The following is a 23,629-nucleotide window of genomic DNA, read 5'->3' as shown; positions in this document are numbered from 1 at the left end:
CGGGAAATCGATCAGCAAGCAGGATGGGAGAATCGGATGATGCCCGGTTCGAACCGGCGGAGCGGCGGGCTCACGGATCACGGCGACCATCTCAGGAAATTCGCGATCATCTGGAGCCCTAGCGTCTGGCTCTTCTCCGGATGAAACTGGGCGCCGGCCATGTTGTCCCGGGCCACGAGGGCGGTGACCGGCCCGCCATAGGCGCATGTCGCGACGACGTCGCCGGCATCTTCCGGCTGCAGCGCATAGGAGTGCACGAAATAGGCGTGAAGGCCGTCCGGCCCTGTTGGAATATCATCCAACAAGGCATGGTCGCGCCGCGTCTCCAGGGTGTTCCAGCCCATATGCGGGATCTTCAGGGAAGGATCGTCGGGCGTGATCGCCTTGACGTCTCCCCGGATCCAGCCGAGCCCCTCGGTGGTCTCGTATTCGAGACCGCGGCTCGCCATCAGCTGCATTCCGACACAGACGCCGAAGAAGGGACGTCCGCGCTCGCGAACGCCCTCGGTCAGAGCCTCGACCATCCCGGGCACCGCATCGAGTCCGCGCCGGCAATCCGCGAAGGCCCCGACGCCCGGAAGGACGATGCGATCCGCGCGCCGCACCGTATCGGGATCGCTGGTCACGGTGATGACCTCGGTGAGGCCGGCCTCCTCGGCGGCCCGCTCGAAAGCCTTGGCGACCGAGTGAAGATTGCCCGATCCGTAATCGATGATCGCCACGCTCACCGGCGTGGCTCCGGGCTGGGGAAGAGGCCGATCACCGCATCGGGATCGTTCCGGCGCGGCAGGACAGCGGGAACCGTGCGGGTCGCCATCGAGGCCATGTGCTCGCGATCTTGCTCGAGCGCACGACCGAAGGCCTTAAAGGCGGCCTCCTCCTCGCTGTCGGCGCTGACTGCGTCGATTGCGGGACGACCGCGCCGGGCGTAGGTCCACCGGCGCAAGCTGTTGGCCTCGAGACCGACGAGAAGGGCATAGAGGAACAAAGCTGCGGTGGAGGCCAGCTCGCCGGCGTTGATGAAGGCCAGGATTGCGGAAAGGCCGACGGCGCCCACGAGGACGATCAGGCCCGCCAGCCAGAGGCGATGGAAGAAGAACCAGAGAAAGCTGAACAGGAAGGCTCCCCAGACGAAGCCGTCCTTGACGAGTTCCGCTCGCGCCAGGGCAGCCTGATCACCCGGCTCGGTATCGCGGGGGAAATGCAACGTGAATGTGCGCATGGGCGCGGCTCTTTCAGAGAGTTCCCTTGGTGGACGGAACGCGTCCGGCCTCTCGCGGGTCCGTCGCAACGGCACGACGCAGGGCACGGGCCAGCCCCTTGAAGCAGCTCTCGGCGATATGATGGCTGTTCTCGCCGTAGAGTGTCTCGACGTGCAGGGTCAGGCCGGCATTCATCGCGAAGGCCTGGAACCATTCCCGTACGAGCTCCGTGTCGAAGGCACCGATCTTCTCGGTGGGAAAGCTCGTCCGGAAGACGAGGAACGGCCGGCCGGAAATATCGAGGGCCACGCGGGTCAGGGTCTCGTCCATCGGGAGATGCACATCCGCATAGCGTGCGATGCCCGCCTTGTCGCCGAGCGCCTTGAGAAAGGCCTGGCCGAGCGCAATGCCCGTATCCTCCGTGGTATGATGCTGGTCGACATGAAGGTCGCCGGCGGCCCTCACCGTGAGGTCGATGAGCGCATGCCTTGCCAGGAGCTCGAGCATGTGGTCGAGGAAGCCGACCCCCGTCGCGACCTCGGCGCGCCCGGATCCATCGAGGTTGATCTCGACCGATATGTCCGTCTCGGCGGTGCGACGGCTGACGCTCGCGGCGCGCATGGAATCCTCGAGGCTGCAGGAAGAGCCGGTCTCTTAACAAGGCAGACCATGAAAGACCACCCGCGTTGCTTTTGGGCAAGCGATGATTAAGTCAGGCTTTTTCCGGAGCTCCCGACCTTGTCCGACGATCCTCCTCGCATGCATGCCACGACGATCCTGATGGTCCGGAAGGCCGGACGCGTGGTTATCGGCGGCGACGGCCAGGTCAGCCTCGGGCAGACAATCGTGAAGGGTAATGCGCGCAAGGTGCGCCGCCTCGCGAAAGGACAGGTGATCGGCGGGTTCGCGGGCGCCACCGCGGACGCCTTCACGCTGTTCGAGCGCCTGGAAGCGAAGCTAGAGCAATATCCCGGCCAGCTCATGCGGGCCTGCGTGGAGCTCACGAAGGATTGGCGGACCGACCGCTACCTGCGGCGGCTCGAAGCCATGATGCTCGTCGCCGATAAGGAAGTCAGCCTGCTCCTGTCCGGGGCCGGCGACGTGCTGGAGCCGGAAGGCGGCATCATGGCGATCGGATCCGGCGGGAACTATGCACTCGCCGCGGCGCGTGCGCTCTCCGATTCGGATCACGATCCGGAAACGATCGTGCGCCGCTCGCTCGCCATTGCTGCAGAGATCTGCGTCTACACGAATGCGAATGTCGTGATCGAGACGCTCGACGAGCGCTGAGCTTTCGTGTTGCAGAACCGGCGCGACGATGACGCGCTGCATGACATCCACCTCGTGAACCAAACGCCGGATACCGTATGACCACCTTCTCCCCGCGCGAGATCGTTTCCGAACTCGATCGCTTCATCGTCGGCCAGCACGACGCCAAGCGTGCGGTTGCCATTGCCCTGCGCAACCGGTGGCGGCGCCAGCAGCTCGAGGGGCCATTGCGGGAAGAGGTTGCGCCGAAGAACATCCTGATGATCGGGCCGACCGGCTGCGGCAAGACCGAGATCTCCCGGCGGCTGGCGAAGCTTGCGGGCGCGCCGTTCCTGAAGGTGGAAGCCACGAAGTTCACCGAGGTCGGCTATGTCGGCCGCGACGTCGAGCAGATCGTGCGGGATCTCGTCGAGATCGGCATCGGGCTCGTGAAGGACGAGAAGCGCCGCAAGGTCGAGGCGAAGGCTCATCTGAGTGCGGAGGAGCGCGTGCTCGATGCGCTCGTCGGCGCGACGGCGAGCGCCGCGACGCGCGAGAGTTTTCGCCGCAAGCTCAGGAACAACGAGCTCGACGACAAGGAGATCGAGGTCGAGCTGCAGGGTTCCGCTCCCGGGCTGCCGATGTTCGAGATCCCCGGCGTGCCGGGTGCATCCATGGGGGCAATCAATCTCGGGGATATGCTCGGCAAGGCGTTCGGAGGCCGCTCACGGCCGCGTCGTCTCACCGTGCGCGATGCCTATGCGCCGCTGGTCGCGGAGGAATCCGACAAGCTTCTCGATCAGGACGCGATCGTCGCCGACGCGATCCGCGAGGTCGAGAACAACGGCATCGTGTTCCTGGACGAGATCGACAAGATCTGTGCACGCGAAGGCCGGGTCGGAGCCGACGTCTCCCGCGAAGGCGTGCAGCGTGATCTCCTGCCGCTCATCGAGGGAACGACGGTCGCGACGAAGCACGGGCCCGTGAAGACGGATCACATCCTCTTCATCGCATCCGGCGCCTTCCATCTCTCGAAACCGTCGGATCTCCTGCCGGAACTGCAAGGCCGCTTGCCGATCCGCGTGGAGCTGTCGCCGCTCACCGTCGATGATTTTCGCCGAATCCTGACGGAAACCGAGGCGAGCCTCATCAAGCAATCCGTCGCCTTGATGCAGACCGAAGGCGTCACGCTCGAGTTCAGCGAAGACGCCATCGACGCGCTCGCGAAAGTCGCGGTCGAAGTGAATTCGATGGTCGAGAATATCGGTGCGAGACGTCTTCAGACGGTGCTCGAGCGCGTCCTCGACGAAGTGTCATACACGGCGCCCGACCGATCCGGCGAATCAATCCGGATCGACGCCGCCTATGTGCGGGCGCAGGTCGAGGATCTCGCGAAGAACGCGGATCTGAGCCGCTTCATTTTGTAAGGGTTTGGTTGCGCTTCACTTGTAAAGCGCGGTGTATCCCCCCTCACCCGCCGCCCTTCGGGCGTCGACCTCTCCCTCCAGGGGAGAGGTGATGTGCGGGTGAGGGCGGCAGCGCCGACATCTGCAATCACAGCGCAGATGAAAAGTGCAGCACTGATCAGCGCGCTGCAATCACCGCGATCTCGACCTTGAAGGCCGGGGCGGCGAGCTTTGCTTCCACGGTGGCGCGGGCCGGTGCGTTTCCGGGCGACACCCAGGAATCCCAGACCGCGTTCATTTCCTGAAACGTCGCCATGTCGGTGAGCCAGATATTGGCCATCAGGAGACGGGACTTGTCGGTGCCTGCTTCCGCGAGCAGATTGTCGATGATCTCGAGGATCTCGCGCGTCTGCTCCGTGACGCTCTGGCCCGCAGCCCGATTTGCAACCTGACCGGCAAGATAGACCGTGTTGCCGTGCACGACGGCGCCGCTCATGCGTGGCCCCGGTTTGATGCGTGTAATCGACTGATCCTTGCTGGCACTCATAAAGGCTCTCCGGTTGAAGCGAGCAATGCCGTTGTTCTGACCCGAGCCGATCGATGCGGCAAGAAAAAACCCCCGCACGTCCGTGCGGGGGTTCGGATTGGACAGGCCGATCGCCTGCAGTCTTACTCGCCTGCAGCCTGCTGCTGCCGCTGCTGGGCGCGTTCGGCTTCGCGCTCGGCCTTGAGCTTCTCGGTGATGTCTTCGCCCGTTTCCTGGTCGACGACCTTCATCGAGAGACGGACTTTGCCGCGCTCGTCCATCCCGAGGAACTTCACCTTCACCTTGTCGCCGTCCTTGACGACGTCCGTTACCTTGGCGACGCGGCGCGGCGCGAGCTCAGAGATGTGCACGAGGCCGTCCCGAGACCCGAAGAAGTTCACGAAGGCGCCGAACTCCATCACCTTCACGACCGTGCCTTCGTAAATCATGCCGACTTCCGGCTCCGCCACGATGGAGCGGATCCAGTTATAGGCGGCCTTGATCGACTTGGCGTCGGCGGACGCGATCTTCACGGTGCCGTCGTCGTTGATGTCGATCTTCGCACCGGTCTTCTCGACGATCTCGCGGATGACCTTTCCGCCGCTTCCGATCACTTCGCGGATCTTGTCGGTCGGGATGTTCATGACCTCAATGCGCGGCGCATGCTCGCCGAGCTCGGCCCGCGGCGCGGTCAGCGCCTTGTTCATCTCGCCAAGAATATGGGCGCGACCATCCTTGGCCTGGGCGAGGGCGACCCGCATGATCTCCTCGGTGATGCCGGCGATCTTGATGTCCATCTGGAGCGAGGTGATGCCCTGCTCCGTTCCCGCCACCTTGAAGTCCATGTCGCCGAGGTGGTCCTCGTCGCCGAGGATATCGGAGAGAACCGCGTAGCGCTCGCCTTCCAGGATGAGTCCCATCGCGATGCCCGCCACCGGACGACGCAGCGGGACGCCGGCATCCATCAGCGCGAGCGACGAACCGCAGACGGTCGCCATCGAGGACGAGCCGTTCGACTCGGTGATCTCCGAGACCACGCGTAGCGTATAGGGGAACTCGTGCGCCGGCGGCAGCATCGGATGGATGGCGCGCCAGGCGAGCTTCCCGTGGCCGATCTCACGACGGCCCGGCGAGCCCATGCGGCCGGTCTCGCCAACCGAATAGGGCGGGAAGTTGTAGTGCAGCATGAACGACTCGTTCCGGGTGCCTTCGAGCGAGTCGATCATCTGCTCGTCTTCACCGGTGCCGAGCGTCGCGACGGCTAGTGCCTGAGTCTCGCCGCGCGTGAACAGAGCCGACCCATGGGTGCGTGGCAGAACGCCGACTTCGGCGAGAATCGGACGCACGGTCTTTACGTCACGACCGTCGATGCGCTTGCCCTCGTCGAGGATGTTCCAGCGCACGATCTTCGCCTGGACGTCCTTGAACACAGCCTTCACTTTTTCGGCATCGAAAGCCTGCTCACCCTCTGCGGGGCAGAGCTTCTCGATCACCTTCGCCTTCACGGCGTCGACGGCATCGTAGCGATCCTGCTTGCGCGTGATCTTGTAGGCCTCGCGCAGGTCCGCTTCCGCGACTTCGAGGACGGCCGTCTCGATCGCGGAGGCGTCGGCCGGCTCATAGGAGCGCGGCTCCTTCGCGGCCTTCTCGGCGAGCCGGACGATAGCCTCGATGACCGGCTGGAAGTGCTTGTGGCCGAACATCACGGCGCCGAGCATGATCTCTTCCGAAAGCTCCTTCGCCTCGGACTCGACCATCAGGACGGCGTCCGTCGTGCCCGCCACGACGAGATCCAGCACGGATTCCTCCATCTCGGGAATCGGCGGGTTGAGGCGATACTGGCCGCCGATATAGGCGACGCGCGCGGCGCCGACCGGGCCCATGAAGGGAACGCCGGAGAGCGTGAGCGCCGCCGAGGCCGCGACCATCGCGAGGATGTCGGGATCGTTCTCGAGGTCGTGCGAGAGCACGGTCACGATGACCTGCGTGTCGTTCCGATAGCCCTCGACGAAGAGCGGGCGGATCGGACGGTCGATCAGGCGGGAGATCAGCGTCTCGCGCTCGCTCGGGCGGCCTTCCCGCTTGAAGAAGCCGCCCGGGATGCGGCCGGCAGCGTAGGTGCGCTCCTGATAGTTCACTGTGAGCGGAAAGAAGTCGATGCCGGGCTTCGGCTCCTTGGCGGATACGACCGTGGCCAGGACGGTGGTATCGCCATAGCTCGCAAGGACGGCGCCATCTGCTTGGCGCGCCATCCTGCCGGTTTCGAGCACGAGCTTGCGCCCGGCCCAGAGAATTTCTTCGCGTTGAATGTCAAACATGTCTTTCTTCCATGGTCAGGCGCCGGCCCGATGCCATGAGCAAGACGGCAAGAGGCTCCTCGCGGGCATCAGCCGCGATGTGAAGCCTCTTGCAATCCTGCCCTGGCCATCGTGTCGTTCGCCTCGGAGTGGGACGGAAGCGCCGGTGCTTCGCGTCCGGCCGTCAGGGCCGTGCCCTGCGGGTTCTGTATGAAACGTCGACGAGTCTCGTCGGGCGTTTCGACTGGAGCGATGCAGCTTTTGCGGGAAGCATCGCAACCGCCCGAGGCAGAACCTCGGGCGGTCTTGCGAAACTCAGCGGCGGATGCCGAGAGTCTCGATGAGCGTGCGGTAGCGGCTCTCTTCCTTCTTCTTCAGATAGTCCAGAAGAGAGCGGCGCTGAGACACGAGCTTGAGGAGCCCACGACGGGAGTGGTTGTCCTTCGTGTGGGTCTTGAAGTGCTCGGTCAGGTTCGTGATGCGCTCCGTCAGAATGGCGATCTGGACCTCCGGAGAGCCAGTGTCGCCGGACTTCTTGGCGAATTGCTGAATCAGCGCCGTCTTGCGCTCGGCCGTAATCGACATCGCATATCCTTTCGGCTGGAGTGAAATGGCCCGGATGCGCATCTCGCGCGGGCCGGATCGCTCGAGTGGGCCGGGCCGGGATGTCGTCCAGCGCGGTCGGGATCTCGAGCGGGTTCCGCAGGGGAGCCCATGGCGGAACGGGCGCACCATACACGAAAGCCTTGCAAACGCCAGCGTGGCCGCGACGATCTGTTCCAGCCCTGTTCGGGCTACGGCCTCGGCCTCCGACGGCTTGCTGGCGAGAACGGATCATGCGGAACAGGAAGTTCGTGGCGGGTGTTGACGCGCCAATCGCAGGCATCCCGGAGCATCCACCATGGCGACAGCCAGCACGACCGACAAGACCTTCACCTCGCATTCGGCCCTCGACAACTACATCACCGGCCTCCAGAACGCGCACGCCCTCGAGAAACAGGCTCTGCAACTCATGGAGCGGCAACTCGAGCGGATCGAAAATTACCCGGAGGTCGGACGTCTTCTGCGGGCCCACATCAAGGAAACCGAGGGGCAGCTCCGGCGGATCGACGAGATCCTCCACTCCTTCGGCGAGGACCGGTCGCTCCTGAAGGACATGGCGACGCAGATCTCGGGGAACATGGCGGCCCTGATGCATACCGTCATGCCTGACGAAATTCTCAAGAACCACTTCGCGAACCACGCCTTCGAGAATTACGAGATCGCCTCGTATCAATCACTGATCACGATGGCGGAGGCCACCGGGCATGCCAAGCACGTGCAGCCTCTGCAGGCCACTCTCCAGGAGGAGGAGAACATGGCCAAGGCGCTGCGGGACATGACCCCGGATCTCACGCTCAAATATATGCGGCTCTACGACAGCGGTCGCAAAGCCGATCGGTGAGGTTTTCTCGGTTGCGCGATGTTCAGAGAGCGCAGCATTTCAGCTTCACCGGCTGCGAAAGCAAGCCGGTGAAGCTGGTGGCGCCGATGTTTAACGTCATGCCCCGAGATTGAACACCCGGTGCGGGACGAGTTCGCCGCGCTCGATCGTCCCGACGGCCACGAGAGTCCCGTTGCAGGTTGCGTAAATCGGGCCGGCAAGGGGCGCATCCCGTCCGCGCAGGATGGTCGGCTGTCCGCGCATCAGCCGGGTTGCGGCGTCGCGGCTCACGGCGACAGACGGCAATTCGCTCAAGGCTGCCTCAACGGGACGCAAGACGTCGGCCTCCGTGAGCTCGTCGACCGTGATCGCTTCGCCGATCGTGAAGGGGCCGACGCGGGTCCTTCGCAGGGCGGCGACGTGGCCGAGGCAGCCGAGCGTGCGTCCGAGATCCCGGGCGATCGCGCGGACATAGGTTCCCTTGCCGCAATCGGCCTCAAGCACGCTGCGATTTCCCTCATGGGCAACGAGGGCCAGGCGGTGGATCTCGACGCGGCGGGCGACGAGCTCTACGACTTCGCCGTCGCGCGCGAGATCATAGGCGCGCTCGCCCTGGATCTTGATGGCGGAAAAACGCGGCGGCACCTGCTCGATCTGGCCCGTGAACCGCGGCAGGAGCGCCTCGACCTCGGAAGCGGCCGGGACGATGTCGCTGCGCCCGGCGATCTCGCCTTCCGCATCGTCGGTATTGGTCTCGACGCCCCAGGCAACGGTGAACACGTAGGACTTCCGCCCGTCCATGACGAAGGGGACCGTCTTCGTGGCTTCCCCAAGGGCGATCGGGAGGACACCGGAGGCGAGCGGGTCGAGCGTGCCGGCATGTCCCGCCTTCTTGGCGAAGAGCCCGCGCTTCACGGCCGCGACGGCATGGGTGGAGGTCATCCCGACTCCCTTGTCGAGAATGATCCAGCCATTGACGTCGCGCTTGCGCGGGCGGTCGGGAGGTCTTCTCGAGTCCTGGCTCATACAACCTCGTCTTTGTCGGAATCGTTTGAACGCCCGTCCCGATCTCGCGGTTCGGTGTCCGGGCCCGACGATGCATCGGTTGCGGTCTCGCCGTGCTCGTCCGTTTCGTCCGAAGGGTCGGCCCCGATATCGCGCCGCACCTTTTCGGAGCGCAGGAGCGCGTCGATCCGTGCGGCCTCGTCGAAGCTCGCATCGCGCAGGAAGCGGAGGTCGGGTGCGAATTTCAGATTCACGCGCCGCGCCACTTCCTGCCGCAGGATCTTGCGGTTGCGGACGAGCGCATTGAGCACCGTGCCTTCGTCCTGCCCGCCGAGCGGCATCACATAGGCCGTTGCGAGACGGAGGTCCGGTGACATCCGGACTTCCGGGATCGTCACGGAATAGCTGGACAGCACCTCGTCCTGGAGGTCTCCACGGGCGAGTACTTCGGCGAGGGCATGGCGTACGAGCTCGCCGACCCGTTGCTGTCGCTGCGAAGGACCGGACGCCGTCTGGTCAAAGCGTTTTGCCATTTCGAAAGCTCCGGGATCGGACCGGGCGGTTCAACGACGCCCAGCCTTGGCGTGAGCGTAATCCAAACCCGATGACGCCCCGTCCGCGGGGCGGGCGGGGATCGGTGCGTTTCCTCCGGTGGAGTGTGCTCCGCCGGAGGAGGATTGGTTGATCAGAGGCTGCGCCGAACCTCTTCGACGCGATAGCACTCGATCACGTCGCCGACACGCAGGTCCTGATAGGCCTCGAAGGACATGCCGCATTCCATGCCGGCCGTAACCTCGCGGGCATCATCCTTGAAGCGCTTGAGCTGCGAGAGCCGGCCTTCGTGAATGACCACGTTGTCGCGGATGAGGCGCACATGCGCACCACGCTGGACGACGCCGTCGAGAACGCGGCAGCCGGCCACCTTCCCGACCTTCGAGACGTTGAACACCTCGAGGATCTGTGCCTCGCCGAGCCGCTCTTCCCGGAGAGTCGGTGCGAGAAGTCCCGACATCGCCTGCTTCACGTCATCCACGAGGTTGTAGATGATGTTGTAGTAGCGAATTTCGGTGCCCGTCCGCTCTGCTGCCTCGCGCGCTTCCTTGTGGGCGCGCACGTTGAAGCCGATGACCACGGCGTGCGATGCTTCCGCCAGGGTGATGTCGGACTCGGTGATGCCGCCGACGCCCGCATGGAGCACGCGCGCCGCCACTTCCTCGTTGCCGACCTTCTCGAGAGCGGAGACGATCGCCTCGACGGAGCCCTGGACGTCGCCCTTGATGACGAGCGGGAACTCCTTGCGGCCGGCCCCTTCCTTGAGGTCGCGCATCATGTCCGCCAATGAGCGTCCGCCGACGCCGGCCCGGGCCGCCTGCCGCTCCCGCTTCTGGCGGGCGCGATATTCAGTGATCTCGCGGGCACGGGCTTCGGACTCGACCACGCCGACGCGGTCACCGGCCTCCGGAGTGCCGTTGAAACCGAGAACCTCGACGGGCATCGATGGCCCAGCTTCCTTGACCGTAGCGCCGACGTCGCTCACGAGCGCACGGACGCGGCCCCATTCGGCGCCGGCGACGACGATGTCACCCGTATGCAAGGTTCCGAGCTGCACCAGGACCGTTGCGACGGGCCCACGACCCCGATCGAGCTTCGCCTCGATGACCGTGCCCTCGGCGGAGCGATCGGGATTGGCGCGAAGGTCGAGGATTTCCGCCTGCAGGGACAAGCCCTCGAGCAACTCCTCGAGCCCCGCACCGGTCTTTGCCGAAACCTCGAATTCAAGGGTGTCGCCACCCATGGATTCCACGACGATGTCGTGGCTGAGGAGCTCCGTCCGCACGCGCTGCGGATTCGCCTCCGGTTTGTCGATCTTGTTGATCGCGACGATGATCGGAACGCGCGCAGCCTTGGCGTGCGAGATCGCTTCGACGGTCTGCGGCATCACCCCGTCATCAGCGGCGACCACCAGCACCACGATATCCGTGACCTTGGCGCCGCGAGCCCGCATCGCCGAGAAGGCAGCGTGGCCTGGCGTGTCGATGAAGGCGATCTTGCCGCCGGTCGGCGACGTCACCTGATAAGCGCCGATATGCTGCGTGATCCCGCCGGCTTCGCCGGAGACGACATTCGTCTTACGGATCGCGTCGAGCAGGGAGGTCTTGCCGTGGTCGACGTGGCCCATGATGGTCACGACGGGCGGCCGCGGCAGGAGAAGGCTTTCGTCGTCGTCAGGAGTGTCGAACAGACCTTCCTCGACGTCCGCCTCCGCGACACGCTTCACGGTGTGGCCGAGTTCCTCCGCGATCAGCTGAGCCGTGTCGGCATCGATCACGTCCGTGATCTTGTGCATCTGGCCCTGCTTCATCAGGTATTTGATGACGTCGACCGCGCGTTCCGCCATGCGGTTCGCGAGTTCCTGGATCGTGATCGTCTCCGGAACGATCACCTCGCGGGCGATCTTCTCCTTTTGCTCGACCTGCCGGTGCCCGGTGAGCCTCTGCATGCGGCGGCGGAACGCAGCGACGGAGCGTGTGCGCTCGTCGTCGCCCGCCAGGGCGTTCGTGACCGTCAGACGGCCGCGACGCTTGTCCTCGCCGGGTGCAGCCTTCGGGACCTTCGGCACCGGAACGGGCTTCGCGGCGACGCCGGGGCGCCGAATCACGCGAGGCGCCTCCTCCTCCTCCGCACCGGCAGCGCGCGCCGCAGCGGGAGCGGTCGGGCGCGATGCGGGCTTCGATTGCTCGGCCGAAGTGGCCGAAGCAGCCGGAGCGGCCGGCGCAGGACGCGCCATGTGGTTAAGACTGGGCGGCCGGCGCGCGTCACCAGGACGCGGCCCCGTCGAACGGGGTGAGGGACCAGAGGCCGGGCGCGGCGAAGCACCAGAGGTCGTGCGCGGCGAGGAGCTGGAGGTTGGACGCGGTGGTGCGGCCTCCTCACCGAGCCGGCGGCGCGCCTCTTCCTCTGCACGCCGCTTGTGCTCTTCCTCCTGGCGGCGACGCTCTTCGTCCTCGCGTTTGCGCGCTTCGGCTGCGGCACGCTCGCGCGCCTCGGCCTCCTCACGCTCGGCGCGGCGACGGGCCTCTTCCTCCTGGCGGTGACGGTCCTCCTCCTCGCGGCGCCTGGAATCCGCCAGGGCGTTGAGTCTCGCGTCCCGCTCCTGCTCGGAGAGCGTGCGGAGCACGACCCCGGACCGGGCCGATGCCGATCCGGAGGGACGTGCCGATCCTGAAGGACGCGCCGCGCCTGGGGCAGCACGAGACTGGGTCGGTGCGGAAGGTGAGGGCGCCGCGGGGGCCGCTGGCGCGGCGGAAGCCGTACCCTTCTCGTCCCTTGCGGAACCGGGGCCGACGACGCGACGCTTCACCGTCTCGACCACGACCGCCTTCGAGCGGCCATGGGAGAAGCTCTGCCGAACGACACCTTGTTCGACAGGGCGCTTCAGCGACAGCGTCTTGGGCGACACATGGAGCGTCTTGTCGCCCGGGGTCTTCGTATCATTCATTCCGCTCAGATCCTGCGGGTTCGATCAAATCGTCGGGTCGACCGGCCTCGCCTTCGAGACCAGCCCGCTCAGCGTCGAGGCCGCTACTATATGAGCGGTATCGATGCCAACTCTTCAGAAAGCCGTCGCTCCCGGCGCCTGCGACGAGGGCAGCATGTATCACATGTGACCGGCCCAATGCCAAATCCAATTCGAGACCGGATAAGGCCTGGACGACCGGTAGGCCTGATATCGCAGCGGCAGACCGCTTCCGCAACTGTGCCGCGAGCTTTCGTCGCCCATCCTCGCTCGCTTCTGCGGCATGAATGAGGGCGGCGAGGGGCTTTTCAAGGATGGCCGACTCCACTTTCGTGAATCCGGTCACCACCATTCCAGCCTTGTTGGCCAGGGCGAGCGCCTGACGAAGCTCGGTGCGCAGCAACTCCTCGATCTTCGCGGAGAGCCCCGGTTCGGCTTTCGCTTCGGCCTTGAACGCGCGTGAGAACAACCTTCGCTTGACCGCCTCGTCGACCATCGTTGCCCGGGCCGTCACCCAGACCCCGCGGCCGGGGAGGCGGTGCTTGAGATCCGGGACGACCTCGCGATCAGGCCCGAGCACGAATCGGATGAGTTCCGCGGGCGGCCGCGTCGCCCGCGTCACGATGCATGTGCGCTCCGGTTCGTGCCGCGCCAAAGGATCTCTCTCCGCATCTCACGCGCCGATCACGACGGCTGCGCTTCGGTCTCGGCTTCTTCGGCCGTTTCCTCGGTGGGGGCAGAGGCCTCGATCCAGCCGGCCTTCACACGCGAGGCCATGATCATGGCCTCGGCATCCGACCGGGACAGCTCGAAGCCGTCGAGAGCCCCTGCGTGCCGCACCGCTTCAGGGCCGCGTCCTTCCGTCCAGCCGACGAGGTCGTCGGTGGCACATCCCGCGAGATCCTCCAGGGTGCGGATCTCATTCTCGCCCAGGGCAACGAGCATGGCGGTCGTGACACCCTCGACCTCCTTGAGCTCGTCGGCCACGCCGAGCTCGCGGCGGCGTGCCTCCTGCTCGGCCTCGACCCGAGCGAGGTATTCGCGCGACCGATCCTGGATCTCCGCGGCCGTATCGTCGTCGAATCCTTCGATCGAGGAGAGTTCGGATGCCTCCACGAAGGCCAGTTCCTCGATGGAGCGGAAACCCTCCGACGCGAGCAGCTGGCCGACGACCTCGTCGACGTCGAGCGCATTCATGAACAGCTCGGTCCGCTCGATGAACTCCTTCTGGCGCCGCTCGGATTCCTCGGCTTCGGTGAGGATGTCGATGTCCCAGCCGGTCAGCTGCGAGGCCAAGCGCACGTTCTGGCCGCGGCGGCCGATCGCCAGCGAAAGCTGATCATCGGGAACGACCACCTCGATCCGATCCGCCTCTTCATCGAGAACGACCTTCACGACCTCGGCGGGCTGGAGCGCATTCACGATGAACGTGGCCTGGTCGACCGACCACGGAATGATGTCGATCTTCTCGCCCTGCAGCTCGCCGACAACGGCCTGGACGCGCGAACCGCGCATGCCCACGCAGGCGCCGACCGGATCGATGGAGGAATCCCGGGACGTCACGGCGATCTTGGCGCGGGAGCCCGGGTCGCGGGCGACGGCCTTCACCTCGACGATCCCGTCGTAGATTTCCGGGACTTCCGAACCGAACAGCTTGGCCATGAACTGCGGATGCGTCCGGGACAGGAAGATCTGCGGGCCGCGGACTTCGCGACGGACGTCGAACAGATAGGCGCGGATCCGGTCTCCGGGGCGGAACGTCTCGCGAGGGATCAACTCGTCGCGGCGGACGATCGCCTCGCCGCGGCCGAGATCCACGATCACGTTGCCGTATTCGACGCGCTTGACCACGCCGTTCACGATCTCGCCGATCCGGTCCTTGTATTCCTGGTACTGACGGTCGCGCTCGGCGTCGCGCACCTTCTGCACGATGACCTGCTTGGCCGACTGGGCCGCGATCCGGCCGAAATCGAAGGGCGGCAGGGTCTCGGAAATCGCGTCGCCGATCTGGGCCGCCGGGTTGCGCTTGCGGGCATCCGAAAGCGGGATTTCCCGTGAGTCGTTCTCGACCGCCGCGTCGTCGACCACGAGAAGATGGCGCGACAGCCGCAGCTCGCCCGTCTTCGAATTGATTTCCGCGTGAACGTCGGTTTCCGCTCCGTAGCGCGACCGCGCGGCCTTGGCGATGGCGTCCGCCATTGCGTCGAGCACGATCTGCTTGTCGATGACCTTCTCGCGGGCCACCGCATCCGCGATCTGCAAAAGTTCGAGTCTGTTGGCGCTGACAGCCATAGGATCACTCCTCACGTCTTCTTCCGCGCGGCGGCCCGTCCGGGGCGCTCCGGCGCAGGTTCGTCTGTTTCATCGGTTTCCGGTGCCTCGGCGGTCGGCGCAGTGCCGCGTCGCAGGGATTCCCGGATCAATTCGTCCGTCAGCACGAGGCGGGCATCCGCGAGATCGTCGAGCGGGAGAAGAACCATCGGGTCCGTCCCTTCCGGGGCATCCGGAAGCTCGAGGCTCACCTTGCCGTCCGCGACGGCCCGGATGATGCCCCGGAAGCGCTTGCGGCCGGACAACCCGAGCGAAAGCTCGATCTTGGCCTCGTATCCGGCCCAGCGCTCGAAATCGCTCGCACGCACGAGCGGCCGGTCGATTCCCGGCGATGAGACCTCGAGATAATAGGCGCGCTCGATCGGATCCTCGAGATCCAGGACCGGCGAGACCGCCCGGCTCACCGCCTCGCATTCGTCGACTGACATCGTGCCATCGGGCCGCTCGGCCATGATCTGGACCGTGCAGCCATTCGCACCCGTCACCCTCACACGCACGAGCCGGAAGCCGAGATCCTCGAGGACCGGCTCGACGATGGCCGCAACCCGCGCGGAAACGCCGGTCTCGGTGATCAGTCGCTCTTCTTGATGCTCGTTCGCCATCGCCATCATCCGGCTCCGGCGTCGGACAACAAAAAAGAGCGGACCCCGGGGGGCCCACTCTCGAACTGCAGCAGACACTGCGACCGGAGCTGACCAGCAAGGTATAGGGTGTCGAGCCCCCGAATGCAAGATCTCCAACACTTTCTCGTCCGGGCAGCGATCTGCGGGAACGGCCGCCAGGCAGATCCGGACTGCTCTCGGCCGGTCCGGGTCAGCTCCATTCAACCCGATGGAACAACTCAAGAATTCATTGACGCTTGCCCGCTACGGTTGCGGCAGGCAGCGGAAGTGGTCCCCGGTTTCGCTGCCGAGCGTGTCGAAGATCATCGATCCGACGCCTGCCGCCCGGCCTTGATGCCTCCGGGTCTGCGAGCGGGATCACTCACCTGGTAGCCGGAGCTGAGCTGTACATGTCCATGCTGTCCTTCGTGACCGAGGTCGAGCAAGCGATCGCGAGTCGGGATCCGGCACGGCGGCAGGATACGCTTCGGCGTCTCACGAACCTGTTTCTCGAGCAGGAGGAGCAGCTTCAGGAGGATCACGTCGAGGTGTTCGATGAGGTCATCCTGAGGCTCTCGCGGGACCTCGAGCACCGCGCCCGCCAGGAGCTGTCGGAGAGGCTCAGCGCGGTCGGAAAGGCGCCGCGCAAGGTCGTGCGCTCGCTCGCCTTCGATCTCGATTCCCGCATTGCGCGTCCCGTTCTCGAACATTCGAATCGCCTCGACGAGGACGATCTCGTCATGATCGCCCGGGCCCGCGGGCAGGAGCATCTGCTTGCCATTTCGAAACGCAACACGCTGAGCGAACGGGTGACCGACGTTCTCGTCAATCGCGGCGACCAGATCGTCGTCCGGAGCGTTGCCGGCAACGAAGGCGCGCATTTCTCCGAGGACGGGTTCGAACAGCTCATCGATAAGTCGCGGGCGGACATCGAGCTCCAGGACAAGCTGCAGCTTCGCCGCGACATTCCCCCGCGGCAGATGCAGCGCTTCATCGAGATCGCGCAGGAACGCGTTCGCCGCAGTCTGCAGAACGAGCTTGGCGACGATGCGGCGAGCGTGGTGCAGGCTGCCGTCGCGGGAGCGGCCAGCGCTCTCAATACCGGCCGGAACGCCATTGCCTACGAGCCTTTCGAAGAAGCGCAGCGAACCGTCGATGCGCGGGCGAATGCCGGTCCGATCGGTGAGGAAGAGGTCCTCAACTGGGTGCGCAGCGGCCGCACCGATGCCGCGCTCGCGGCCCTCGCGCATCTCGCTTCGGTTCCGGTGCAGTTCGTCGATCGCGCCTATCGTTCACCGCATTACGATCCGCTCCTGTTCATCGTGCGCTCGCTGCGGTTCGGCTGGGGTACGTTCAAGGCTCTACTGACGGCCAAGAACGGCGAGCCACCTTCCGCTGACATGCTGCGCGGTGCGTTCGAGGCGTTTCAAAAGCTATCGGTCGCCACCGCACAGAGAGTCGTCCGCTTCACCGTCGCCCGCGAACGCGCGGCAGGATACGACGCAGCCTGACGGTCGCGACCGCGCACAATCGCGAGCCGCAGGTACGGTGCCCGGCTCGTTGTGCTGCCTTGTCGATGACGGCGAGCCGCAGGCGGTGCGCATTGCCCCTTCCGCCGCACTCTCCGTCATTGCGAGCCGGCGGCGAGGCGAACCATCCGTCGACGGGTAGATTGCTTCACTTCGTTCGCAATGACGAAGAGGGTGTGAGAGCGCGAGGAGCATCGCCGGAAGCGGAGTAGCGCCGGACCTACTGCCGTCATGGCGAGCCGCAGGCGTGATGCACTACCGCTTCCGCCGCACCTCCGTCCTTGCGAGCCGCAGGCGAAGCAATCTACCCTTTGACCAATGTGCCGCTGGATGGCTTCACTCCACCCGCCATGACGACGGGGGCAACACCGGTGTGACCTCATCCCTTCGCAGAATCCGGCGCATCCATATCCCTGATATTTCAATCCTGTGAGGGCGCGCCCCCTGCGACACCGACAATACGAATCGAATGCTGCGTATCTCGCAAAACTTTCCTTCGCGGCTCGCGGGTACTTCCTGAACGTCAACCCACCACTCAGGAGCGAGATTCATGGCAAGCGTCGACGACTTGTTGGAGGATCTCGAGCACGCGATCGGGCAGGGCAACGGAGCTCGTCGCGAGACGACGCTCCATCGCGTTACCGGACTGCTCCTCGGGGATATCGATGTCCTGACGGACGAGCAGATCGACATCTTCGATGTCGTGCTCGTCCGACTCACGCGTGCAATCGAGGCTCGCGCCCGCGCGGAACTCGCACGGCGCTTGGCGCCGATTCCCCGCGCGCCGATCGAGCTCGTCCGTACACTCGTTCACGACGAGATCGATGTCGCGCGTCCGCTTCTGGAATTGTCGCAACGCCTGACCGATTCGGATCTGATCGGTGTGGCGATTTCGAAGGGTGCGGAGCACATGAGAGTGATCGCAGGACGTCACAGGCTTTCCGCACCGGTATCCGACGTGCTGGCAACGCGAGGAGATCTGCCGGTTCTCCAGACCCTGGCTGCAAACCGCACGGCGCGAATCTCCCCACGAGGCGCTGCCATCCTGATCGAGCAGGCCTTCGGCGATGGTGACCTTCGGGGGCTTCTTGCGCAGCGCGCCGATCTCCCGGGGGCGCAGGTGCTACGCCTCTTCGATCTCGCTCATGCCGGTGCGTGGCGGAATCTCGCTCCGGCCGTGCCGGCCGACAAGCAAGTGCTCCTCGAGCAGGCCCTCGAGCGAAGCACGCGCCGGCTGCGCGCGATCATCGCCGGTACCCTCGATTATTCGGATGCCCTCGACACGATCGGCGCCATCGAACTCGGCCGCCCCATCGACGAAGCGGACGTCCGGGGCTTCGCACAAGCGGTACGCGCAGAGGAGACGATCTGCGCCATTGCATCGTGCGCGAGACTGCCGCTCGATGCCGTCGAGCGGCTCTTCAGCGTTCCGGGATCGCAGCTTCTCCTGGTCGTTGCGCGGGCGATGAATTGGTCCTTCGACACGCTCGAAGCGCTGCTGGACTTGCAGAATCCGGATGCCATGCGACCGCATCTGCGCAAGCAAACCGCAGACCGTTACAGCGATCTCTCCCGGGAAACGGCCGAGGCCGTCATGACCTTCCTGCGGCGCGACGGCACCGTCGCGCCCCCGCCCACGGCACGGAATCGCATGTCACCGGGCGGCCAGCCGGTTCCTCCGTACCCACAAGACCCGGCGCGCCTGGTCCGATTCAATCGTACCCCGAACGGATAAGAAGATACTTCCTTTGGGCAATCCGCCCACGGCCCCACATCGCCACGTTTCGAGTAGGATGGAGCGGCGCCCGGGGCGTCGTTCGAGATGCATGCCGGCGCAGCCGAACCATCGGGCCCGCCCGAGGCTGGCGAGGGGCGAGATCTCACATGGCCGAGGAAAGGCCGAACACCGACGAGCCCGGTTCGCAGCGCACCACCATCGATGCGACGTTCCGAAACGGCTCGCTCACCGCGATCGGAGTCGTCGCCGGTTTCTCCCTCGGCTTCCTGAGCCGCTGGGCTGCCGCTCCGGGAGAATGGTCGAACGCCGATCTGTTCGCTGTTGCGGCGATCACGCTCGGTATTGCGTTTCAGATCAAGGCTCTCGCGAGCCTGTTGTCAGTCACGTCGCTCATCCTCACACGCTACAATCGAGCAGTCCGCATCTTCATGATCGGTCTCATCCTCGTTGCGGTCGGGGTGGTTCTCGCAATCTTCGCTGACATTGTCGGCTATGACGGGATCGCTCTCTCGGGTTGACGCACGCTTCTGCGCATCGCCCCTGCGGGCTCCATCCAATACTCTATCGACTGCTACAGCCGCCCGATCTGTGCCGAGACTCAACGGCAATCCTTGGTCGCTACGACGGCTTCGTTCAGTCGCCTCGAGCTGTCCCCGTGGCTTGTGCCGACGGCGTACTTCCGCGTCGAACGATGCGCTAGCATTGGTCGGAATCGAGCCGACCCAGCACGTCCCCCGCAATCAATAGATTGGGTCGATGACCACCCGCGGGTCAGATCTACAACGCGAGTGCCTTGACGCGCATCAGGATGGTGGCGATCAGGCCGATTGGCTCGGCTTCGAGGGCTATCAGATGGGGCTACGCCGAGCGCCACGCGAAGTGAGATTGCGAGACCGCGTGGACGGTACCGGCCTTGGTGCATGGCAAGCTCCGCGCAGCGAAGGCCCGAGCTTGCCAATCGGGCCGTGTGACGGCAATCTCAGCTTGGCAAGACGTTCAGCGGGTATATGCCGGAGTATTTTCTCGTCGGGCAGTAGGACATAGGAAACGGCCAAATCATGACCATGGACGGTGGGAATGCCGATGCTGGAGAGACAGACGAGGCAGTTTTGCTCGGGCGTCGGGCGGGGCTCCTCAACCGCCGGTCGTTTCTGTTCGGCTCGGTCGTTGGTGTCGGCGCGCTGGGGCTGGCCGGTTGCGCGACATCCGACGGCATGAGCCTCGCCGAGGCGGCGCAGGTCTACGGGCCGGTGCCCGATGAGAAATTCCCGATCCCGGCGGTCGATGTCAGTAAGGTCGATCCGAAATATTATCGCCGGACAGTTCGCTACGATACCAAAGAGGCGCCCGGTACGATTATCGTCGACCCCGGCAATTACTACGTTTACCGCATTGAGGACGACGGATCCGCCACCCGCTATGGTGCCAATGTCGGCCGCGACGGGTTTCGGTGGAGTGGTGACGCTTATGTCGGGCGCAAGGCCGAATGGGCGACCTGGACCCCGCCCAAGGAGATGATCCGGCGCCAGCCCGAGGCGGCCAAATACGCCCGCGGCATGCCGGGCGGCCTCGACAATCCGCTCGGCGCCCGCACGCTTTATCTCTATCAGAACGGCGCTTACACGCTCTACACGATCTACGCCAGCAGCGACGCCGAATCGATCGGCACAGGCATCACGAGCGGCTGCGTCGGCCTCCTAACTCAGGACATGATGCACCTGTACGCACGAACGCCGGTCAAGACGAAGGTAGTCGTCCTGCCGGCATAGCAACGGCGCCAGCCCCGGTCCAGGCGCTGCCGGTGCGGGCAGCGCAAACAAGGGGCCCATGCTTCGAGTCTGAGCGATTGTGCAGGTGGCGATCCGTGGAAGGTCGACGACGCAACCTTTCTCGTCACGCAAGACTCCAGGTTGGCGACGCCAACATCCAGACTGTTGAAGAGGGTGCTGTAGAGTCGGCAGGGGTCTGGAGATGGGCGTTCCTGCTCTCGGCGTCGGCTAGGCGGTGTTTCAGCTCGCCATGGCCTGATCCATAGCGCATCTGTGCACGGTAGGAGCTCAAAAACACGAACGGTGCGTATTCTGGCCCGTCGGAAGGTCTGGTTACGCGACGATTGCTGCCCTCGAGCCAACGCCCTGGTGTGCCATGAGCCGACACACCGGCGAGGGAATGGGGCCACGATCGGGCCAGCGAACTCGACACCTACCGTCCTCCCGCGCCGGTAGCCAAACCGGGTGGCCCAATGGATGAGGTCGGCGAGCGGGGATCGATGCAGCGGAGCCTCCTTGCTGTTCTCGCTTTGACGGCTAGGCCCTGTTGTGGCGCGCCATCTCGCACCAGTGCTGGAGCGCGGATTGCTCGCTGGTGCCTTTGGTCTCGATCCGCTCGCCTTGGTAGTCGCCCACGGCGAGCCAGGCCCGGCGCGAGAGCTGATGCAAGCTGACGAGGTGGAGCTTTTCGCGCACGAGAACAGCGGTGCGCTCGATCATAGCGGAGACCTCTTCAACGCTGTCCCTGACCGACAACACAGGAGAGATTGGGTGGTTCTACGTGCCCCTCGAGGCGTTGGGCATTGCGACTCGTGGCCGGCGGGAGCACGCGTCCGGGCGCCGGGCGCGCTGCCGGAAGCCCATTTCAATGCTATCGAGCCGCCAAGTGGGAAGCTTGGTCGGTATCTGTCCGCTGCGGGCGTGCAACTGGTGCGTCGAACCGGTACGACAGGGCGTGGTAGAGGGGTTCGCGCGCGATGAGCCGCGACAGGCCGGCGGCGAGGAGCGCGGTCGCCATGAGTGGAATCACCATGCGGTTGTCGCTCGTCATCTCCATGACGATCACGAAGGCGGTGAGGGGCGACTGCACCACCGCAGCGAAATAGCCGACCATCGCCAGTACGGCGATGAGTCGCGGATCGGTGCCCGGTAGTACGGCGGTGGCGAGTGAGCCGAAACCTGCTCCGACCGAGAGCGACGGCGAGAACAGCCCACCCGGAATGCCGCTGACTGAGGAGAGCAGGGTGGTGACGAGCTTCGCCGGCGCGTACCACCAGGGCAGCGCGGCGCCCGTCTCGACGAAAGCTCTCGTTTCCGCATAGCCGGTCCCGGCCGCGTAGAGGTTCGTCGCCAGCGCCAGGACGGCCACCACGAGGCCGCAGGCAGCCGCGAACAGGACGCGGTTTCTCCCGGCGAGGAGCGGATTCCGGCTCGCCTGCACGGCCGCGACGCCGCGGCTGAACAGACCCCCGAACACGCCGCCGACCGTGGCGCAGATGGGGACGGCAAGCCAGTCGAGGGGGCGGGTCGGACTCGTCGCGACTGCGCCGAAATAGCTGTAGTTGCCGAGGATGGCGAGGCTCGTCAGGCCGGCGAGCACGACCGAGCCGGTGATCAGCGCCGTCATGCGGCGCTCGAAGGCCTTCGCCAATTCCTCGATGGCGAACAGCACGCCCGCGAGCGGCGCGTTGAAGGCGGCCGCGACCCCGGCCGCCGCCCCCGCCAGCACGAGGCCGCGCTGACGTCCGATACCACCGAGCCCCGCCGCCGCGAACATGATGGCGGCGCCGACCTGAACCGTCGGGCCCTCACGGCCGATCGATGCGCCGGCGAGAAATCCGAGCAGAGTCAGGATGATCTTGCCGATGGTGACCCGCGCGCTGAGAAGTGCGGCACGGTGGCGGTGGTTATGGCTGCGCCGGGCCGCGATGACCTGGGGAATGCCGCTGCCCTGCGCGCCGTCGAACCAACGCTGGGTCGCATAGGCCATGAGCGCGAAGCCGATCGGCGTCACCACGAGAGGCGCCCACGGCCAGACGGTCGCGTAGCGGCGGAAGATGTGTTGCGCCAGGTCGGACAGGCCCGCGAAGACCGTAGCCGCGAGGCCGATCATCACCGCTCCGGCGAGCAGGATCAGCCTGCGCTTCCACAGGCGGGACGAGAGCCAGGCGGTGCGGTAGGGCCGCCATCGGGGTGAGGTCCACATCTGCAATCCGGGTCCTGCGACCTACCATGCCGGGGCGCCGATCGACCCGGCTTTAGTCCTGCCGTATCGAATGCACCAGCACACGGGATCATAGCTGTGGATTTTTTCGGCTAAGTGCGCCGCATCGCGCCCGATTGGTTTCACATGCGGCGAACCGGCCGCCGTGGAGGCCTGCTCCGCCGCTATGGCCGAGAGGCGCTCACCTCTAATGTGGGGACCACATCCGGGCTCCCGGGAAGGTCTGCACCGGGTCGAGCCTGTGTGGAAACGCTTTGATCTGCTAAGCTGACCTTGATCAGCGGAGGGCAGGATGAAGCGTTTCGTTGAAGGTGAGGATCGCCGGCAGGCGATGTTGCTGCCCCCGTGTCTGGACGACTATGTTGCGCCAGACAATCCTGTCCGCATCATTGAGGCTTTCGTTGACGAGTTGGATCTGGCTGCCCTGGGCTTTGCCGGCGTGGTGCCAGGGGCCACGGGACGGCCGGCCTATCATCCCGCAACCCTGCTCAAGATCTACATCTACGGCTATCTCAACCGCATTCCTTCAAGTCGGCGACCTGAACGCGAGAGCCAGCGCAACATCGAGCTGATGTGGCTGACCGGCCGCTTGATGCCGGACTTCAAGACTGTCGCCGACTTCCGCCGCGACAACGGACCGGCCATTCGTGCGGCTTGCGCGCAGTTCGTGGTGCTGTGCCGAAAGCTCAACCTGTTCACCCGGGCGGTGGTTGCCCTCGACGGCTCCAAGGTCAAGGCGGTCAACAACCGCGATCAGAATTTCACGATCGCCAAGGTGGCCAAGCGCATCGAGCAGGTGGAAGCCAGCATCG

Annotated in this window: 22 protein-coding genes; 8 read left to right on the top strand and 14 right to left on the bottom strand. The window is 65.2% G+C overall.

Annotated features, from left to right (window positions below; all coding sequences use genetic code 11):
- Positions 1-77 precede the first annotated feature (77 nt).
- Genes hisH through hisB form a run of 3 tightly spaced genes read right to left on the bottom strand, consistent with a single transcriptional unit; the run spans position 78 to position 1,823 of the window.
- Positions 78-728: an imidazole glycerol phosphate synthase subunit HisH gene (hisH, locus tag BN1233_RS01225; protein ID WP_046861687.1), complete on the bottom strand. Its 651-nt coding sequence runs from the start codon at positions 726-728 to the stop codon at positions 78-80.
- Positions 725-1,222: a DUF2628 domain-containing protein gene (locus BN1233_RS01220; RefSeq protein WP_046861686.1), complete on the bottom strand. Its 498-nt coding sequence runs from the start codon at positions 1,220-1,222 to the stop codon at positions 725-727. Before BN1233_RS01220 ends, hisH begins: the two co-directional genes overlap by 4 nt.
- Before the next feature lie 13 nt (positions 1,223-1,235).
- Positions 1,236-1,823, bottom strand: a complete 588-nt coding sequence (gene hisB, locus BN1233_RS01215; RefSeq protein ID WP_046861685.1) for an imidazoleglycerol-phosphate dehydratase HisB — start codon at positions 1,821-1,823, stop codon at positions 1,236-1,238.
- A 138-nt stretch (positions 1,824-1,961) separates the two neighbouring features.
- Here hisB and hslV point away from each other — a divergent pair, with 138 nt between their 5' ends.
- The gene (gene hslV / locus BN1233_RS01210; protein WP_046861684.1) at positions 1,962-2,492 is read left to right on the top strand and encodes an ATP-dependent protease subunit HslV; all 531 of its coding nucleotides are present in this window, start codon (positions 1,962-1,964) and stop codon (positions 2,490-2,492) included.
- A 77-nt stretch (positions 2,493-2,569) separates the two neighbouring features.
- Positions 2,570-3,877, top strand: coding sequence for an ATP-dependent protease ATPase subunit HslU (hslU, locus tag BN1233_RS01205; protein WP_046861683.1), 1,308 nt, complete (start codon positions 2,570-2,572; stop codon positions 3,875-3,877).
- Positions 3,878-4,034: 157 nt separating this feature from the next.
- On the opposite strand, the gene BN1233_RS01200 is transcribed toward hslU, so the two are convergent.
- The 3 genes from BN1233_RS01200 to rpsO all read right to left on the bottom strand — a co-directional run bounded on the left by BN1233_RS01200 (position 4,035) and on the right by rpsO (position 7,264).
- The gene (locus tag BN1233_RS01200; protein ID WP_046861682.1) at positions 4,035-4,403 is read right to left on the bottom strand and encodes a RidA family protein; all 369 of its coding nucleotides are present in this window, start codon (positions 4,401-4,403) and stop codon (positions 4,035-4,037) included.
- A 122-nt stretch (positions 4,404-4,525) separates the two neighbouring features.
- A complete protein-coding gene (pnp, locus tag BN1233_RS01195; protein WP_046861681.1) occupies positions 4,526-6,700 on the bottom strand; it encodes a polyribonucleotide nucleotidyltransferase in 2,175 nt (724 codons plus the stop codon).
- A gap of 294 nt (positions 6,701-6,994) precedes the next feature.
- A complete protein-coding gene (gene rpsO, locus BN1233_RS01190) occupies positions 6,995-7,264 on the bottom strand; it encodes a 30S ribosomal protein S15 (RefSeq protein ID WP_046862336.1) in 270 nt (89 codons plus the stop codon).
- Between the two features lie 316 nt (positions 7,265-7,580).
- On the opposite strand from rpsO, the gene BN1233_RS01185 reads away from it, so the two are divergent.
- On the top strand, positions 7,581-8,123 hold the full coding sequence (locus tag BN1233_RS01185; protein ID WP_046861680.1) for a ferritin-like domain-containing protein: 543 nt from the start codon (positions 7,581-7,583) through the stop codon (positions 8,121-8,123).
- Between the two features lie 96 nt (positions 8,124-8,219).
- On the opposite strand, the gene truB is transcribed toward BN1233_RS01185, so the two are convergent.
- The 6 genes from truB to rimP form a co-directional block, all read right to left on the bottom strand.
- Positions 8,220-9,128, bottom strand: a complete 909-nt coding sequence (gene truB, locus BN1233_RS01180) for a tRNA pseudouridine(55) synthase TruB (RefSeq protein ID WP_082145082.1) — start codon at positions 9,126-9,128, stop codon at positions 8,220-8,222.
- Positions 9,125-9,640: a 30S ribosome-binding factor RbfA gene (gene rbfA, locus BN1233_RS01175; protein ID WP_082145081.1), complete on the bottom strand. Its 516-nt coding sequence runs from the start codon at positions 9,638-9,640 to the stop codon at positions 9,125-9,127. Before rbfA ends, truB begins: the two co-directional genes overlap by 4 nt.
- A 152-nt stretch (positions 9,641-9,792) precedes the next feature.
- Complete coding sequence (gene infB / locus BN1233_RS01170; RefSeq protein WP_046861678.1) at positions 9,793-12,606, bottom strand: translation initiation factor IF-2; 2,814 nt, start codon at positions 12,604-12,606, stop codon at positions 9,793-9,795.
- Positions 12,599-13,279 (bottom strand): RNA-binding protein, encoded by a 681-nt coding sequence (locus BN1233_RS01165; RefSeq protein WP_046861677.1) that lies wholly within the window; start codon positions 13,277-13,279, stop codon positions 12,599-12,601. Before BN1233_RS01165 ends, infB begins: the two co-directional genes overlap by 8 nt.
- A gap of 29 nt (positions 13,280-13,308) precedes the next feature.
- Positions 13,309-14,916 carry a transcription termination factor NusA gene (gene nusA, locus BN1233_RS01160; RefSeq protein WP_046861676.1) on the bottom strand — a complete coding sequence of 536 codons (1,608 nt, stop codon included), beginning with the start codon at positions 14,914-14,916 and terminating at the stop codon, positions 13,309-13,311.
- 11 nt (positions 14,917-14,927) lie between these two features.
- Positions 14,928-15,557 carry a ribosome maturation factor RimP gene (gene rimP, locus BN1233_RS01155; RefSeq protein ID WP_046861675.1) on the bottom strand — a complete coding sequence of 210 codons (630 nt, stop codon included), beginning with the start codon at positions 15,555-15,557 and terminating at the stop codon, positions 14,928-14,930.
- A 410-nt stretch (positions 15,558-15,967) separates the two neighbouring features.
- On the opposite strand from rimP, the gene BN1233_RS01150 reads away from it, so the two are divergent.
- The 4 genes from BN1233_RS01150 (at position 15,968) to BN1233_RS01135 (ending at position 20,593) form a co-directional block, all read left to right on the top strand.
- Entirely contained in the window at positions 15,968-17,068 is a 1,101-nt protein-coding gene (locus tag BN1233_RS01150; protein WP_046861674.1) for a DUF2336 domain-containing protein, read from the top strand.
- 568 nt (positions 17,069-17,636) lie between these two features.
- Positions 17,637-18,821: a DUF2336 domain-containing protein gene (locus BN1233_RS42560; protein ID WP_048708932.1), complete on the top strand. Its 1,185-nt coding sequence runs from the start codon at positions 17,637-17,639 to the stop codon at positions 18,819-18,821.
- 149 nt (positions 18,822-18,970) lie between these two features.
- Complete coding sequence (locus tag BN1233_RS01140) at positions 18,971-19,342, top strand: hypothetical protein (protein ID WP_046861673.1); 372 nt, start codon at positions 18,971-18,973, stop codon at positions 19,340-19,342.
- Between the two features lie 540 nt (positions 19,343-19,882).
- The gene (locus BN1233_RS01135) at positions 19,883-20,593 is read left to right on the top strand and encodes a L,D-transpeptidase (RefSeq protein ID WP_046861672.1); all 711 of its coding nucleotides are present in this window, start codon (positions 19,883-19,885) and stop codon (positions 20,591-20,593) included.
- A 537-nt stretch (positions 20,594-21,130) separates the two neighbouring features.
- On the opposite strand, the gene BN1233_RS01130 is transcribed toward BN1233_RS01135, so the two are convergent.
- Positions 21,131-21,313, bottom strand: a complete 183-nt coding sequence (locus BN1233_RS01130; RefSeq protein WP_046861671.1) for a hypothetical protein — start codon at positions 21,311-21,313, stop codon at positions 21,131-21,133.
- A 151-nt stretch (positions 21,314-21,464) separates the two neighbouring features.
- On the bottom strand, positions 21,465-22,799 hold the full coding sequence (locus BN1233_RS01125; RefSeq protein WP_046861670.1) for a chloride channel protein: 1,335 nt from the start codon (positions 22,797-22,799) through the stop codon (positions 21,465-21,467).
- A 310-nt stretch (positions 22,800-23,109) separates the two neighbouring features.
- Between BN1233_RS01125 and BN1233_RS01120 the strand changes: the two genes are divergently transcribed.
- On the top strand, positions 23,110-23,629 hold a 520-nt coding region (locus BN1233_RS01120), incomplete at its 3' end, for a transposase (protein ID WP_046861669.1).

The sequence above is a fragment of the Microvirga massiliensis genome, from assembly GCF_001006805.1.
Taxonomy (GTDB): Bacteria; Pseudomonadota; Alphaproteobacteria; order Rhizobiales; family Beijerinckiaceae; genus Microvirga; species Microvirga massiliensis.
The sequence above is the reverse complement of the archived record's forward strand: the minus strand, read 5'-3'. Positions and strand labels throughout refer to the sequence as shown.